The sequence below is a fragment of the Streptomyces olivochromogenes genome (genome assembly GCF_001514115.1).
Classification (GTDB): domain Bacteria; phylum Actinomycetota; class Actinomycetes; order Streptomycetales; family Streptomycetaceae; genus Streptomyces; species Streptomyces olivochromogenes.
Map to the genome: position 1 here is coordinate 236,923 of NZ_KQ948457.1, position 15,003 is coordinate 251,925.

The window sequence follows — 15,003 nt, forward strand, 5'->3', positions numbered from 1 at the left end:
CGGGCTCAACTAACGCTCCTGCTGGTGAGTGGGGCTGGGGAAGCTGCCGGTCTGGCCGGTACCGGCCTGTCGACCCTGCTGAATGCCCCTACGGAGATTGGTCAGCCGGCCGCGTACGTCATCAGGCGCACGGGAGACCTGCGGACCAGTTTGGTGCTGTTGCTGCTGTGCCGTGCCCGCGACGAGGTTGGCTCGCGGGACGCGGCGCGGCAGGCCTGAGGTGGTGACCCCGCCCGCCGACGGTTGACGGACGCGTTCTGCCTGCCGGACGAGGTCGTCGTTCGGCGAGGTGCGCCAGTTGGCGGAGGCCGGTGCGGCGGCCGGCCGTTGCGGTGGTGCTGTGGGGGTCTGTGGCGGCTGCTGCTGCGAGGGCTGCGAGCCGTTGGTGTGGACGCCGTTGTTCTGGGCGCCGTTGTGAGCTCCGTTGGGGGAGCCGTTCTGGGAGCCGTTCGCCTGACCGTGGAACCAGTTGGTCTCCAGCGTGTCGTACAGCGGCGTACGTCCGTCACCGGGGCCCGCCGGCGGCAGTGCCTCGGGCTCCTGCGGACGCGTGGGCCGCTGCTGCGGGGGCGCCGGGCGCTCGAACTGGCCGGTGGACGAGGCGTCCTGGCGGTTGCCGTAGCCGGGCGTCGCGAACTGGCCGGTCGACGAGGGGTCCTGGCCGTTGCCGTAACCCGGCCGGGCGAACTGGCCGGTGGACGACGGGTCCTGGGAGGCGCCGTAGCCGGGTGTCGCGAACTGTCCCGTGGACGAAGGGTCCGAGGAGGCGCCGTAGCCCGGGGTGGCGAACTGGCCCGTGGTGGACGGGTTCGGGGCGGCCGGAGCCGCGCCCGAGGAGCCGTACACGTCGGGGCGCATGAACTGACCGTTGTTCTGCCCGTTGTTCTGCGGCGCGTTCATGCCGGGGCGCGGGGCGTCGAAGTCGGGACGGGGGAACCCCGAGGTGGCCGCGGGACCCTGGCGGTCGTCGATCCGCGGCATCTCCGAGGTCGCGGCCGGGTCCTGCCGGTCGTCGATCCGGGGCATGCGCGAAGTGGAGTCGGGTTCCTCGTGACCGCGCGGGGTGTCGAGGGACGCGCGCGGCACCGGCGGCTGCGCGTTGTCGTCGCTCCAGCTCGGCCGGGACTGCTGCGGGCTGCCACCGGGCAGCTCGGCACGCGGACCACCGCGTCCGGGCAGTTGCGGCCTGCGACGGCCGCCGCCCTTGTTGCCCGCGGGCTGCTGCGGAGGAGCGGCCGCGGGGCCGCTGTTGTCACCGAAGTCGAAGCCCTGGCGGGTCGCGGGTCCGTCGCCGAAGCCCTGGGGGGCACCGGTTCCGGCAGCCTGCAGGCCCTGCGGGCTCTGCCCGAAGGCACCCGCACCGGCCGGGGCCGGCCTGCCCTGGTTGCCGGGACCCTGCGGTCCACGCGCCCCACCCGGGGCACCCGGGCGACCGCCCTGGTTGCTGCCGGGGAGCGCGGCCCGCGGACCCTGACCGGCGCCGACCTGTCCGCGCTGCGGCGGGGCACCGAGGAGACCGCCACCGGCGGCGGGGGCACCCGCCCCGAGGGACGGACCGCCGCCCTGGCCGCCGCGGCGGGCCGCCGCGACACCGGCCGAGGCCTGTGCGGCGGCCGGACCACCGGAACCACCCGGACCCGGCTTGCCCGGAGCCTTCTTGCCGCCCTGGGCGACGTCGACGGGGAGCATGACGAGCGCGGTGGTGCCACCGGAGTCGGACGGACGCAGCTGGATGCGGATGCCGTGGCGCTGCGACAGACGACCGACCACGAACAGACCCATGCGGCGGGAGACGGAGACGTCCACGGTGGGCGGCGAGGCGAGCCGCTCGTTGATCGCGGCCAGGTCCTCGGGGGAGAGGCCGATACCGGTGTCGTGGATCTCGATCAGCACGCGGCCGTCGGGCAGCGCGTGACCGGTGACCTTGACCTTGGTCTGCGGGGAGGAGAACGAGGTGGCGTTCTCGAGGAGCTCGGCGAGCAGGTGCACGAGGTCGTTGACGACTCGGCCGGCGACCTGCGTCGTCGGGACCGAGGCCAGCTCGATGCGCTCGTACTGCTCCACCTCGGAGGCGGCGGCGCGGAGCACGTCGACCAGCGGGACCGGGCGGGTCCAGCGGCGGCCGGGCTCTTCACCGGCGAGAACGAGGAGGTTCTCACCGTTACGGCGCATGCGGGTCGCGAGGTGGTCGAGCTTGAAGAGGGAGGACAGCTGGTCCGGGTCGGCCTCGCGGGACTCCAGCTCGGAGATGAGCGAGAGCTGACGCTGGATGAGGCCCTGGGAGCGGCGCGAGAGGTTGGTGAACATCGCGTTGACGTTGCCTCGCAGGAGGGCCTGCTCGGCGGCCAGTCGTACGGCCTCGCGGTGCACGTCGTCGAAGGCCGCGGCCACCTGGCCGATCTCGTCCCGGGAGTGCACACCGACGGACTCGACGGAGGTGTCGACGTCCTGCGGGTCGGACTCGGAGAGCTGCTTGACCAGCTCGGGCAGACGGTCCTGGGCGACCTTGGTCGCGGTGTCCTGGAGCCGGCGCAGCGAGCGGATCATGGAGCGGGCCACGACGAAGGCGCCGACCAGCGAGACGCCGAGGACCAGCAGGATCAGCGCACCGGAGATGATCGCTTCCTGCTGGGAGGCGTTCTTCAGCTCACGGGCCTTCTGCTCCATCTGGTTGAGCAGTGTCAGCTCGATCTTCGACATCTGCTCGATCTTGGCCGTGTCGTCGTCGACCCAGTCCCTGTACGAGCGCTTGTCCTGGGTGTTCAGACCGCCCGTCGAGCCGAGTACGCGGTTGGAGTACGCGTCGGCTGCCTGGATGGTCGGGTTGCCCTGGTCGATCGGCTTGGTGAGGTCTTCCGCTCCGGAGCCGTAGATGCTCGCGAAGCTGGTGCGCTCGGACGCCTCACTGTCCTGCGCGGAGTTCGCGTACAGCCGGTCGTTCTCGGAGAGCTGGCCGAAGGTGGTGTTGCTCGCGGGCAGCGCGGCGGCGATGACGGCGCGCTGGACGGAGGCGTACTCCTTGGCGGAGGAGAAGGCCGACAGGGCGCGGGTGCGCGAGATCATCTCCGGGTTGCTGGTCGCCTCTGCCATGTCCTGGGAGAGGCCGATCAGCTGGGTGATGAGGCGGTGGTACCCGTCGACCGTCTGCGAGGAGTTCTTGGCGTCGCTGTAGGCGCCGTTGCGGATGGTGCTCAGCTTGTTCAGCTCGCCCGCGATGGCCACGAGGCTGTCACGGACACCGGTGAGCTGTCCGTTCGCGCTGGCGGTGTCGATCTCCTGCGTGCCCTGGATGAACTGCTGCTTGGCGACGTCCGTCGCGTCGCGGACGCCCTTGACCGTGATGTCGTTGGGCTTCGCGCCGTGCGCGAGCGGGCCGGCCGACTGGTCGCGCTCCTTCTGGAGCGCGGCGGCGAGCTCGGTCGCCTGCTGGGTCATGTCGGTCAGCAGCTTCATGTTGTCGAGCTGCTGGATGTCGTCCATCGACTGGTTGATGCGCAGGGCACCCAGGGTGGTCGCAGCGACCACGGGGAGCGCGAGCAGCGACACCAGACGCGTGGAGATGCGCCAGTTGCGCAGAGCTATTCGGGAGCCGGGGCCGGGGGGACCCTTCGGCTTCGCGGGTGGTTGGTCGGGAGCCGTCGCGCCGGGGCGCGCGGAGCGCTCACCGCCGCCGAGTTCTGATTGTCCCGGGCTCTGGGCGTGCTGGGGCGAGGAACCGCGGTCGGTCCCGCCGTGCGGCTCCGGCTCCGCCGAAGCGCTGCCATCCCTCTTGAAACGTCCCTGCACTAGCGTCGCAACCTCTGGACCAGGCGCCCCTCCGCGGAAACGGCGGGACGGTGTCGGCGTCGTTCAGGGGCGCAGATACGCCCCCAGGTGTGGTCGTGAGTGACCGGCGCTGCTCCCCCTTCCCGCCGCCACCCGGCGCTGAGTCGCGCCCCCTGTGCGCCGGTTGGATCCCGCGGCGGTCCGTGGAATTCCAGCACAGTGCAGGATCTCCAACAAGGCCCGTGTACCAGGCTGTGACCACCGTGACACCTTGTGAGGGATGCGTTACGAGACGTAGAAAGTGATCTCGTACATAAGGGGCGTATGCCTACGAGCCATGGGCGTGCGAGGGGTGTCCCAGTCGCGATGATCAGGAGCGGAATGTTGGGTTCAGTGGAGCAATGTCCGTTTCGTCGAGGCGAGTTGGCGGCCTGAATTGACCGGTTTGCCTGCTAGTAAGTGAGGAAACTCACATGGCGATCATGAGGTCTTCACGGCTCCGACCGGGAATTGCATGTTTAGCCTGACGCTTTACAGGGATGGCAAATCCGACAACCCGCGCCGACCAGGCGGTCCTTGACCTCCCGCGGCGCCCACCACGACGAGGTCCAGGACAACAGTGAAGACGACGATGATGTTCCGCAACATAGCCAACCCGCGACGCACCACGCTGGCGCACCTCGAGGACGCCGACGCGCTGCAGACGCCGGAGCAGCCGGAGCATTCGGTCGACCTCCCCACCCAGACCGCCAACCCCCGCCGCACCATCCTGATGGAAGCCCCGGTCACGGCCGCCGTCGCCGAGTAGTACGCACGCGGACCCGCCGCCGACTCACCGCACCCACGGGCGGCCGCCACCCACGGCGCGCGGCCGACCGGCAACGCGGCCGGCGGCCGGCCATCACCCACGAACAGCGGTTCTCCGGCACACGCGGCCGAGGGGCGATGTCACAAGCGGCCGATGGCCGATGTCACACACGGCTTGTGGCCCACCGGCAGCGCGGCCGGGGGCCGACCGCCACACCCGGTCGACGGTCGCTCACTCCATCGGCCGACGGTGGCCCGCTCCATGCGGCCGGGGCCGACGGAGCACACGGCTTGCGGCCCACCGGCGGATATACGCGAGGCTCGCCCCTCTCCCCGCGTTAGCCTGGAGCGTCAGACTCCAGCCAGCTCAGTGAGGGGCGCAAGGATCCCGTGCGCATCGCCAGGTTCTCCATCGACGGCAACGTCGCTTTCGGCGCGGTCGAGGGCGACAAGCCGGACGAGCTCGTCCTCGACATCATCAAGGGCATTCCGTTCGCGGACTTCGAGCTCTCCGGTACGAAGGTCCCGCTGAGCAAGGTGCGGCTGCTGCCGCCGGTGCTCCCCAACAAGGTCGTGGCCTTCGGCCGCAACTACGCGGAGCACGCGAAGGAACTCGGCAACGAGGTGCCCGACGCCCCGTTCGCCTTCTTCAAGCCGTCGACCTCGGTGATCGGCCCCGGCGACGAGATCCAGTACCCCTCCTTCTCCAGCGAGCTGCACCACGAGGCCGAGCTCGCCGTGGTCATCGGCCGCATGTGCCGCGAGGTCCCGCGCGAGCGCGTCAAGGACGTCATCCTCGGTTACACCTGCGCCAACGACGTCACCGCACGTGACGTCCAGAAGCGCGAGAAGCAGTGGGCCCGGGCCAAGGGCTTCGACAACTCCTGCCCGCTCGGCCCCTGGGTGGAGACGGACCTCGACCTCGCCGCGATCGCCGAGGGCATCACGATCCAGTGCACGGTCAACGGCGCGCAGCGCCAGCTCGGCCGCACCAGCGAGATGATCCACTCCGTCGAGGACCTGATCGTCAACATCACCGAGGCCATGACGCTGCTCCCCGGCGACGTGATCCTCACCGGCACCCCGGCTGGGGTCGGCCCCCTGAACGTCGGCGACGAGGTCGCCGTCACCATCGAAGGCATCGGCACTCTCACCAACAAGGTGATCAAGCGTGGCTAACGCGAACGTCCGCGTACGTTTCTGTCCGTCCCCGACCGGCAACCCCCACGTGGGCCTGGTCCGCACCGCCCTGTTCAACTGGGCGTTCGCCCGGCACAACGAAGGCACCCTGGTCTTCCGCATCGAGGACACCGACGCGGCCCGCGACTCCGAGGAGTCGTACAACCAGCTGCTCGACTCGATGCGCTGGCTGGGCTTCGACTGGGACGAGGGCCCCGAGATCGGCGGCCCGCACGCGCCGTACCGCCAGTCGCAGCGCATGGACATCTACAAGGATGTCGCCCAGAAGCTGCTGGACGCCGGCCACGCGTACCACTGCTACTGCTCCACCGAGGAGCTGGACGCCCGCCGCGAGGCCGCCCGCGCCGCCGGCAAGCCCTCCGGCTACGACGGTCACTGCCGCGACCTCACCGACGAACAGAAGGCCGCCTACGCGGCCGAGGGCCGCACGTCCATCGTCCGCTTCCGGATGCCCGACGAGGCGATCACCTTCACGGACCTGGTCCGCGGCGAGATCACCTACCTCCCGGAGAACGTTCCGGACTACGGCATCGTCCGGGCGAACGGCGCACCGCTGTACACGCTGGTCAACCCGGTCGACGACGCCCTGATGGAGATCACCCACGTCCTGCGAGGTGAGGACCTGCTCTCCTCCACCCCGCGGCAGATCGCCCTCTACAAGGCGCTGATCGAGCTGGGCATCGCCAAGGAGACCCCCGCCTTCGGCCACCTGCCGTACGTCATGGGCGAGGGCAACAAGAAGCTCTCCAAGCGCGACCCGGAGTCCTCGCTCAACCTCTACAGGGAGCGCGGTTTCCTCCCCGAGGGCCTGCTGAACTACCTCTCCCTGCTCGGCTGGTCGCTCGCGGCGGACCGCGACATCTTCTCCATCGACGAGATGGTCGCCGCCTTCGACGTCACGGACGTGAACCCGAACCCGGCCCGCTTCGACCTGAAGAAGTGCGAGGCGATCAACGCCGACCACATCCGCCTGCTCGACGTGAAGGACTTCACCGAGCGCTGCGCCCCCTGGCTGCGGGCCCCGTTCGCCCCCTGGGCGCCGGAGGACTTCGACGAGGCGAAGTGGCAGGCGATCGCCCCGCACGCCCAGTCGCGGATGAAGGTCCTCTCCGAGATCACGGACAACGTCGACTTCCTGTTCCTGCCGGAGCCGGCCGTGGACGAGGCCTCCTGGACGAAGGCCATGAAGGAGGGCAGCGACGCCCTGCTCCGCACGGCCCGCGAGAAGCTGGAGGCCGCCGACTGGTCCTCCCCCGAGTCCCTCAAGGAGGCCGTCCTGGCCGCCGGTGAGGAGCACGGCCTCAAGCTCGGCAAGGCCCAGGCACCGGTCCGCGTCGCCGTCACCGGCCGCACGGTGGGCCTGCCGCTCTTCGAGTCCCTGCAGATCCTGGGCAAGGAGAAGACCCTGGCCCGCGTCGACGCCGCACTGGAGCGGCTCGCCGCGTAGGCACACGGTGTACGCACAGGGGGGGCGGTGTCCGGTTCGGACGCCGCCCCCCTGGTGTGCGCCGACCCGTCACCCGGAGTTCACCATTCCTGTCAACTGCCGCTCTGGCGGGGCAGTTGTATGTCCCCCGTGCTCATGATGCGTCTGCGCACCATGTTTTCAGGGGAGGGGAACGTGACCCGTTCACGAAGACTTGCCGCAGTGGCCCTCACCGGGGCCGCGGCCCTGTCGTGCGCCGTGCTCACCGCGCCCGCGCACGCCGCGCCGAGCGTCGACACACCCGTGGCCACCGTGCAGCTGAGCGGCACACTGCCGACCGAGATCGACTACACCTGGGCGGGATCCTCCGGGTTCCGCTACCGGCTGCCCGAGAACTCGGGAACGCTCCAGTGGGCCGACTACCCGGGTGTCACACCGCCCGCACACGCGGGCCCGGACGACCTGGCCACCGGCACCGACGTGATCACCAGCGTCTCCGGCGCCACCGTGACCCAGCAGCACCGCTCCACCGGCGTGACCGCCACGGTCACCGTTCCGTCCGGCCAGACGTACCGGGCCGCCTCCGGCTGGAGCGTGCTCACCCAGGACGCCGCGGGCGCCCCGCACGTGCTGCGTGCCGCCGCCGACGGCACCACCACCGATCTTCCGGTGACCGGGCTCCCCGACGGTGCCCAGCTCACCGGCACCTTCGTCACCGGCGGCTCGGTGCGCCGCCTCGCCGTCGTCTACACCCACGACGGCGCCACCGACGTGGGGCTCGTGGACCTCGCGGACGGGACCTTCCGTACGTACCTCACCGGCGTCGGCAACTCGCCCCGGATCGTCTTCAACGACCGCTGGCTGGTCAACGGCACCAAGGCGATCCGCGTGGACTCCGCCCCCGGCACCGCCCCCAGCACCATCACGGCGTCCTTCCTGGGCGAGGCGCAGGCCGTGGTCGGCGACCAACTCCTCACCGGCAACGCGATGTTCCTGCCCGGCGGCGCCACCCCCGAACTCACGGCCGTCTCGCTCACCGACAACACGGCCCACACACTGCTCGCCGACTCCAAGGGCTCCTTCCTGGCCACCCCGGACGGCGGCGCCCTTGCCACCGCCGGACCGTCGAGCGTCGACTGGCACGTGTACCGGGTCACCCCCGCCAGGGACGGCTCCGCCACCACCGAGAAGGTGCTCGACCTGCCCGCCTGGCAGGCCTGGCTGGACGGCATGACGCTCGCCGGGGGCGAGCTGCTGATGTACGGCAACACGACGCACACCGGCGGCATCTACGGCTTCTACGGCATCCCGCTGGACACCGCCGGCAAGCCCACCGGCCTGCAGTCCCGTCGCGGCCCGACGCTCCAGGGCTCGACCTGCCCGGGCGGCGACGCGGCGTGCCCGCAGCTCGAAGCACTGGGCGACGGCCGGGTGGCCTACCTGTGGACCGACGCCCAGGGCGAGGAGCACGTCCTGGCCGTCGGGCTCGACGCGACGACCATCGCCGACGAGCCCACCGGCGACGCGGGCGGCCGCATCGGCACCGGCACCGGGCGCTACGTCCTCTACAACGGCGGCACCCCCGGCAGCCAGCGGGTCGCCGACTTCCCGCGCGGCGCCACCGCCGGCGGGACCGCGCTCGACCGCACCCGCACCGCCGCCGCGGTCTGGGGCCAGCGCCTGTGGACCCCCGGCAGCACCCAGGGCACCGTCGTGGCATACGACCTCAAGGCCAAGAAGAACGTCGCCACCGTCGACACCGGCGCCCCCTGCACGCCCAGCGAGATCCAGGCCGTCAACGCCTGGCTCTACTGGAGCTGCGGCTCGGCCGGCCCTGCGGGCGTCTACGACCGTGCCGCGAACCGCGCCATCACCGTTCCGTCCGGGCAGGCCCGCCTCGCCGACGGCTATCTCGTCCGCGAGAACCGCACCACGCACGAGCTGCTGCTCACCGACTTCCACACCGGCACGGCGACCACCCGGACCGTGGCCGTGCTGCCCGCCGCGGACCAGAACACCGGCGGCAGCACCGGCCGCTGGGCGGTCGACCGGTTCGGCGGCAACGTCGCCTACCTCACGGACAGGCGTCAGGTGGCGATCGTCACGGCGGGCGTGCCGACCTCGGCGCTCGCCCAGATGGAGGCACAGACCGACCCGCAGCCGGGCGGCCCCACCACCGCCAACCCCTGGCGGCCCGTGTGGCAGCTGAACAAGCCCTCGGCATGGCGGCTGACCCTGAGCAACGCCTCCGGCACCGTCGTGCGCACCCTCACCGGCGCCTCCACCGCCGCCGCGGTCCGCCCCGCCTGGGACGCCCGTACGGACTCCGGCACTTTCGTTCCGTCCGGCACCTACACCTGGAAGCTGACCGCCGAGCCGCGCGACGGCCAGGGGCCGGCCCTCGCCCTGACCGGAACGACCACGGCCGGCTGAGGGACAGCCGCCCGCGCCCGGGGATACGGTCGGTGCATGAGCATCGACGCGGTTGTCTGGGACATCGACGACACGATCTTCGACTACACGGCCGCGGACCGGGCGGGCATGCGGAACCATCTGGCGGCCGAGGGCCTGCTCGGCGGCGCGTCCGTCGAGCAGGCCCTCGCGCGCTGGCGCGAGGTCACCGACGCGCAGTGGGCGCGGTTCTCGGCGGGTGAGACGGACTGGCAGGGCCAGCGCAGGGAACGCGTCAGGGTGTTCCTGGGGGAGCCGCTGAGCGACACCGAGGCCGACGCCTGGTTCGACCGTTACATCACACACTACGAATCCGCCTGGAGCCTTTTCCCGGACGTCCTGCCCGTCCTGGACAGCCTCGTCGCCAGCCACCGGCACGCGGTCCTGTCCAACTCCAGCCTCCTTGTGCAGGACCGCAAGCTGCGGGTCCTCGGTGTGCACGACCGCTTCGAGGCGATCCTGTGCGCCGCCGAGCTCGGCGTCTCCAAGCCCGCCGCGGCCGCCTTCCACGCGGCCTGCGAAGCCCTGGAACTGCCGCCGCATCGGGTCGCCTACGTCGGTGACCACCCGGAGATCGACGGACGGGGCGCCGCCGAGGCCGGCCTGCTCTCCGTCTGGATCGACCGGGACGGCACTCACACCGCCGCGGGTGGTCCACCGACGGGTCCGCACCGGATCGCCTCGCTGGCCGAACTCCCCGCGATCCTCGGCGCCGATACCCGTTTTGGAGCGTCGTCCACCTTCAGGTAATGTTCTTCCTGCGCCGCCGAGAACGGGCCGAAAGGCCGGAACTCGGAGGCGCTAGCTAAAACAAGATCCCGCAAGGGATTGAGTTTCAGTGGCCTATGGTGTAATTGGCAGCACGACGGTTTCTGGTTCCGTTAGTCTAGGTTCGAGTCCTGGTAGGCCAGCTCGCAGAGCTCATCTGCAAACGCGGAGATCAACTCCGCAACGCCCCCGTTGTGTAGCGGCCTAGCACGCTGCCCTCTCACGGCAGTAGCGCCGGTTCGAATCCGGTCGGGGGTACAGATCCTTCCCAGGAAGGCAGTCCGGGTCGCACCCGCTGCCTCTCATGCAGGATCGCTAGGGCCCCCGTTGTGTAGCGGCCTAGCACGCTGCCCTCTCACGGCAGTAGCGCCGGTTCGAATCCGGTCGGGGGTACTGGTCTAAACCATTTAATGGTCTAAACCACCATGGGCTATGGTGTAATTGGCAACACTCCGGTTTCTGGTACCGTCATTCTAGGTTCGAGTCCTGGTAGCCCAGCTCGGATCTGCGGAAACGCAAGATCCAAGGCCCCCGTTGTGTAGCGGCCTAGCACGCCGCCCTCTCAAGGCGGTAGCGCCGGTTCGAATCCGGTCGGGGGTACAGAGTCCTACGGGCCTCCACTTCGGTGGGGGCCCGTAGGCGTTTCCCGGCCGGCCCCGCGCCCCGTCGTGCGGTCCGACGCGCCCGGCCCGTACGGCCGCTCACTCGATGCCGTACCGCCGCGCCGACTCCTGCTCCTGTGCCAGCCGGTGCAGCGCCCGCAGCACCGGCTCGAAGAGCACGGCCGAGGCGACCGCGGTCTCCACCCGCTCCGCGTCGGACGTGTGCGTCTCCAGGTAGTCCAGGTCCCGCATCGCCACCTGGTGCATCAACTCCGCGTACGGCGCGAGGAGTTCGGCGTCCCAGGAATAGCCGAGCCGGATCAGCGTGGCCACCGCCGCCACCAGCGAACGGTGCACGGGGGAGAGGGGCGCGAGCTCCCGTGCGGTCTCCCAGCCCAGGTCCGCCAGCAGCTGGTCCACCTCGCGGCGCGCGGACCGGACGGCCGGGTCCTGATCGTCCGGTTCGGGCTCCTGCGGCAGCGCCCACAGGGCCGCGCCCAGCCGGATCGTCCGGCCCAGGGACTCGTCGTCGACGTGCCCGAGGATCTCCCGGGCCGTGGCCACCGGTACCCGGCCCACCTGGATCAGCGCCCGCACCAGCCGCAGTCGGCGCAGATGGCTCTCGTCGTAGTCCGCCGTCGTCGTGTTGACCTGGCGCCCGGGAGCCAACAGCCCTTCCCGCAGGTAGTACTTGATCGTCGCGGTGGACACCCCGCTCCGCTCGCTCAACTCCGACAGCCGCATCTCTTGCGCCCTTCCTTGGGTGGCGCCACTATCCAAGCATGGCGCCATCGGATAGCGCCGCTCGCCAACGGAGGGGACGAGATGTCCGACACCCGGGTGACCGCAGGCCGTACCACCGCAGCCGCACAGGGGGACGTGGTCGTCCTGCTGATCGGCATGCGCGTCAACCACTTCTGGGCGGTGCACCAGTGGGTACCGGTGTTCTTCGCCATGCTGCGCATGGTGCGGGACCTGGAGAAGGACGGCAGCCGAGGTCTGCTCGGCCGCGTTCTGCTGACGGCGTCACCGCGGACGTACTACGTCGTCCAGTACTGGGAGTCCAAGGAGAAGCTGTACGCGTACGCGTCGGCGCCCGACATGTTCCACCACAAGGTGTGGGCGATCATCAACCGCAAGGAACGGGCGGGGAAGGTGCGGCAGCACGTGGGGATCTGGCACGAGGCGTATGTGGTGCCGGAGGGGTCGTACGAGTCGATCTACGCGGACATGCCGCCCTTCGGGCTCGCGGCCGCGTACGGGGCGTTGCCCGTGGAGAAGCGGGGGCGGCGGGCGGCGGACCGGTTCGCTCATCGGTCGCCCGAAGCGGGAGCGGAGGCCGGGGGAGCGGCGGGTTGATCGGACGGTGCGGGCCGGCTGCGGCTGGTCGCGCAGTTCCCCGCGCCCCTGGGGGTGACGGTCGGCCGGTCTCTGCGGGTTGGGTGTGGATGGTCGCGCAGTTCCCCGCGCCCCTGGCGGGGCGATGGTTGATCGGGCTGTGCGGGTTGTTCGTGGATGGTCGCGCAGTGCCTCGCGCCCCTGGCGGGGGCGGGGAGGTGTTCGGGGGATGAGCCTGCCGCGGCGTTGAGGCCGGCTCGTCCCCCGGTGTCGTACTGGACCGGTGTCGTGCTGGGGGTGTCGCTCAGCCCGTGCGGCGCAGCGCCTCGGAGAGGCGGGCGGCGGCGTCGATGACCGCCTGGGCGTGCATACGACCAGGGTGGCGGGTCAGGCGCTCGATCGGACCGGAGACCGAGACGGCGGCCACCACGCGGTTCGAGGGTCCGCGCACCGGCGCGGAGACCGACGCGACGCCCGGCTCGCGCTCGCCGATCGACTGGGCCCAGCCCCGGCGCCGTACGCCCGAGAGTGCGGTGGCGGTGAAGCGGGCGCCCTGGAGGCCGCGGTGCAGACGCTCCGGCTCCTCCCAGGCCATCAGGATCTGCGCCGAGGAACCGGCCTTCATCGTGAGCGTCGAACCGACCGGGACCGTGTCCCGCAGGCCGGACAGGCGCTCGGCCGCGGCGACGCAGATGCGCATGTCGCCCTGGCGGCGGTAGAGCTGGGCGCTCTCGCCCGTGACGTCGCGCAGGTGCGTGAGCACCGGGCCGGCCGTCGCGAGGAGACGGTCCTCGCCGGCGGCCGCGGCCAGCTCGGCGAGGCGGGGTCCGAGAATGAAGCGGCCCTGCATGTCACGCGCCACCATGCGGTGGTGTTCAAGTGCCACGGCGAGGCGATGTGCCGTGGGTCGTGCCAGTCCGGTCGCCGCGACCAGTCCCGCGAGGGTGGCCGGACCGGACTCCAGAGCGCTCAGGACAAGGGCTGCCTTGTCCAGAACGCCGACGCCGCTACTGTTGTCCATGCAACGATACTCGCGTCTCACTCTGTGAAACGCAAGTTCAATTTTCGGCGGAACGCGCCACCCTTGTAGACACAGCGGCCCGCGGACCAACGGGCCCGGTGGAGGGCGTCCGGACGAGGGGTACGGACGCCGCCGCCCCGGAAATCTCTAGTTGGGCCGGCGCCACACAGGCCGGCCGGAGGGAAAGCGATGGGTAGGACACTCGCGGAGAAGGTCTGGGACGACCATGTCGTCCGGCGCGCCGAGGGCGAGCCCGACCTCCTCTTCATCGATCTGCACCTGCTGCACGAGGTGACCAGCCCGCAGGCCTTCGACGGCCTCCGCCAGGCCGGGCGTCCGGTGCGCCGTCTCGACCTCACCATCGCCACCGAGGATCACAACACCCCGACCCTCGACATCGACAAGCCCATCGCGGACCCGGTCTCCCGGGCCCAGCTGGAGACCCTGCGCAAGAACTGCGCCGAGTTCGGTGTACGGCTGCACTCGCTGGGTGACGTCGAGCAGGGCGTCGTCCACGTGGTGGGACCGCAGCTGGGTCTGACCCAGCCCGGCACCACCGTGGTCTGTGGCGACTCCCACACCTCCACGCACGGCGCCTTCGGCGCGCTGGCGTTCGGCATCGGCACCTCGCAGGTCGAGCACGTGCTGGCCACCCAGACGCTGCCGCTGGCCCGCCCCAAGACCATGGCCATCACGGTCGACGGCGAGCTGCCCGACGGCGTCACCGCCAAGGACCTGATCCTGGCGATCATCGCCAAGATCGGTACGGGTGGCGGCCAGGGCTACATCCTGGAATACCGCGGCTCCGCCATCGAGAAGCTCTCGATGGAAGCCCGGATGACCATCTGCAACATGTCGATCGAGGCCGGCGCCCGCGCGGGCATGATCGCCCCCGACGAGACCACCTTCGAGTACCTCAAGGGCCGTGCGCACGCCCCCGAGGGCGAGGAGTGGGACGCGGCGGTCGCGTACTGGAAGACCCTGAAGACGGACGAGGACGCGGTCTTCGACGCCGAGGTGGTCATCGACGGCCCGTCGCTGGCGCCGTTCGTCACCTGGGGCACCAACCCCGGCCAGGGAGCGCCGCTTTCGGCGTCCGTCCCCGACCCGGCTTCGTACGAAGACGCTTCGGAGCGCCTGGCCGCCGAAAAGGCCCTGGAGTACATGGGGTTGACCGCCGGACAGCCGCTGCGCGACATCAAGGTCGACACCGTCTTCGTAGGTTCCTGCACCAACGGCCGCATCGAGGACCTGCGCGCCGTCGCCGCGATCGTCGAGGGCCGCAAAGTCGCCGACGGCGTACGGATGCTGGTGGTCCCCGGTTCCGCGCGGGTCGGTCTGCAGGCCGTCTCCGAGGGCCTGGACGTGGTCTTCAAGGAGGCCGGCGCCGAGTGGCGGCACGCGGGCTGCTCGATGTGCCTGGGCATGAACCCCGACCAGCTGGCCCCCGGTGAGCGCTCCGCGTCCACCTCGAACCGTAACTTCGAGGGCAGGCAGGGCAAGGGCGGCCGTACGCACCTGGTATCGCCGCAGGTCGCCGCCGCCACCGCCGTACTCGGTCACCTGGCCGCCCCGGCCGATCTCGCCGACTCGTCTGCCGCCCGCACGCCCGCTGGAGTCTGAGA

The 15,003-nt window shown here is 70.8% G+C and carries 10 protein-coding genes and 5 tRNA genes; 12 read left to right on the forward strand and 3 right to left on the reverse strand.

All coding sequences use genetic code 11. The features are described from left to right. Positions 1-9 precede the first annotated feature (9 nt). A complete protein-coding gene (locus tag AQJ27_RS21020; RefSeq protein WP_067370991.1) occupies positions 10-3,786 on the reverse strand; it encodes a sensor histidine kinase in 3,777 nt (1,258 codons plus the stop codon). Positions 3,787-4,384: 598 nt separating this feature from the next. Between AQJ27_RS21020 and AQJ27_RS21025 the strand changes: the two genes are divergently transcribed. From AQJ27_RS21025 to AQJ27_RS21070, 10 genes are all read left to right on the forward strand, one after another. After that, positions 4,385-4,573 carry a hypothetical protein gene (locus tag AQJ27_RS21025; protein ID WP_067370993.1) on the forward strand — a complete coding sequence of 63 codons (189 nt, stop codon included), beginning with the start codon at positions 4,385-4,387 and terminating at the stop codon, positions 4,571-4,573. Between the two features lie 389 nt (positions 4,574-4,962). Then, positions 4,963-5,751: a fumarylacetoacetate hydrolase family protein gene (locus AQJ27_RS21030; protein ID WP_067370995.1), complete on the forward strand. Its 789-nt coding sequence runs from the start codon at positions 4,963-4,965 to the stop codon at positions 5,749-5,751. Further along, positions 5,744-7,219, forward strand: coding sequence for a glutamate--tRNA ligase (gltX, locus tag AQJ27_RS21035; RefSeq protein ID WP_067370997.1), 1,476 nt, complete (start codon positions 5,744-5,746; stop codon positions 7,217-7,219). The genes AQJ27_RS21030 and gltX overlap by 8 nt, the downstream gene beginning before the upstream one ends. A gap of 174 nt (positions 7,220-7,393) precedes the next feature. Continuing rightward, a complete protein-coding gene (locus AQJ27_RS21040) occupies positions 7,394-9,631 on the forward strand; it encodes a FlgD immunoglobulin-like domain containing protein (RefSeq protein WP_159064375.1) in 2,238 nt (745 codons plus the stop codon). A 36-nt stretch (positions 9,632-9,667) separates the two neighbouring features. Continuing rightward, the gene (locus AQJ27_RS21045; RefSeq protein ID WP_067371002.1) at positions 9,668-10,399 is read left to right on the forward strand and encodes an HAD family hydrolase; all 732 of its coding nucleotides are present in this window, start codon (positions 9,668-9,670) and stop codon (positions 10,397-10,399) included. An 89-nt stretch (positions 10,400-10,488) separates the two neighbouring features. Next, a tRNA-Gln gene (locus AQJ27_RS21050) sits at positions 10,489-10,560 on the forward strand. Between the two features lie 42 nt (positions 10,561-10,602). Next, positions 10,603-10,675, forward strand: a tRNA-Glu gene (locus AQJ27_RS21055). A gap of 62 nt (positions 10,676-10,737) precedes the next feature. Continuing rightward, positions 10,738-10,810 (forward strand) — tRNA-Glu (locus AQJ27_RS21060). 33 nt (positions 10,811-10,843) lie between these two features. After that, a tRNA-Gln gene (locus AQJ27_RS21065) sits at positions 10,844-10,915 on the forward strand. Between the two features lie 29 nt (positions 10,916-10,944). Beyond that, positions 10,945-11,017 (forward strand) — tRNA-Glu (locus tag AQJ27_RS21070). A 101-nt stretch (positions 11,018-11,118) separates the two neighbouring features. Here AQJ27_RS21070 and AQJ27_RS21075 read toward each other — a convergent pair. Further along, on the reverse strand, positions 11,119-11,763 hold the full coding sequence (locus AQJ27_RS21075; protein ID WP_067371004.1) for a MerR family transcriptional regulator: 645 nt from the start codon (positions 11,761-11,763) through the stop codon (positions 11,119-11,121). 81 nt (positions 11,764-11,844) lie between these two features. Here AQJ27_RS21075 and AQJ27_RS21080 point away from each other — a divergent pair, with 81 nt between their 5' ends. Further along, entirely contained in the window at positions 11,845-12,378 is a 534-nt protein-coding gene (locus AQJ27_RS21080) for a DUF4188 domain-containing protein (protein WP_067371006.1), read from the forward strand. A 283-nt stretch (positions 12,379-12,661) separates the two neighbouring features. Here AQJ27_RS21080 and ndgR read toward each other — a convergent pair whose 3' ends face one another. Further along, positions 12,662-13,378, reverse strand: coding sequence for an IclR family transcriptional regulator NdgR (gene ndgR / locus AQJ27_RS21085; protein WP_015036427.1), 717 nt, complete (start codon positions 13,376-13,378; stop codon positions 12,662-12,664). A 189-nt stretch (positions 13,379-13,567) separates the two neighbouring features. Here ndgR and leuC point away from each other — a divergent pair, with 189 nt between their 5' ends. Next, positions 13,568-15,001, forward strand: coding sequence for a 3-isopropylmalate dehydratase large subunit (gene leuC, locus AQJ27_RS21090; protein WP_067371007.1), 1,434 nt, complete (start codon positions 13,568-13,570; stop codon positions 14,999-15,001). Positions 15,002-15,003 lie beyond the last annotated feature (2 nt).

What these genes read in the sequence shown, in the direction of transcription:
- AQJ27_RS21045 (WP_067371002.1), top strand. Translation starts at nt 9,668, where the DNA reads ATGAGCATCGACGCGGTTGTCTGGGACATCGACGACACGATCTTCGAC.
- AQJ27_RS21075 (WP_067371004.1), bottom strand. Translation starts at nt 11,763, where the DNA reads ATGCGGCTGTCGGAGTTGAGCGAGCGGAGCGGGGTGTCCACCGCGACG.
- AQJ27_RS21080 (WP_067371006.1), top strand. Translation starts at nt 11,845, where the DNA reads ATGTCCGACACCCGGGTGACCGCAGGCCGTACCACCGCAGCCGCACAG.
- ndgR (WP_015036427.1), bottom strand. Translation starts at nt 13,378, where the DNA reads ATGGACAACAGTAGCGGCGTCGGCGTTCTGGACAAGGCAGCCCTTGTC.
- leuC (WP_067371007.1), top strand. Translation starts at nt 13,568, where the DNA reads ATGGGTAGGACACTCGCGGAGAAGGTCTGGGACGACCATGTCGTCCGG.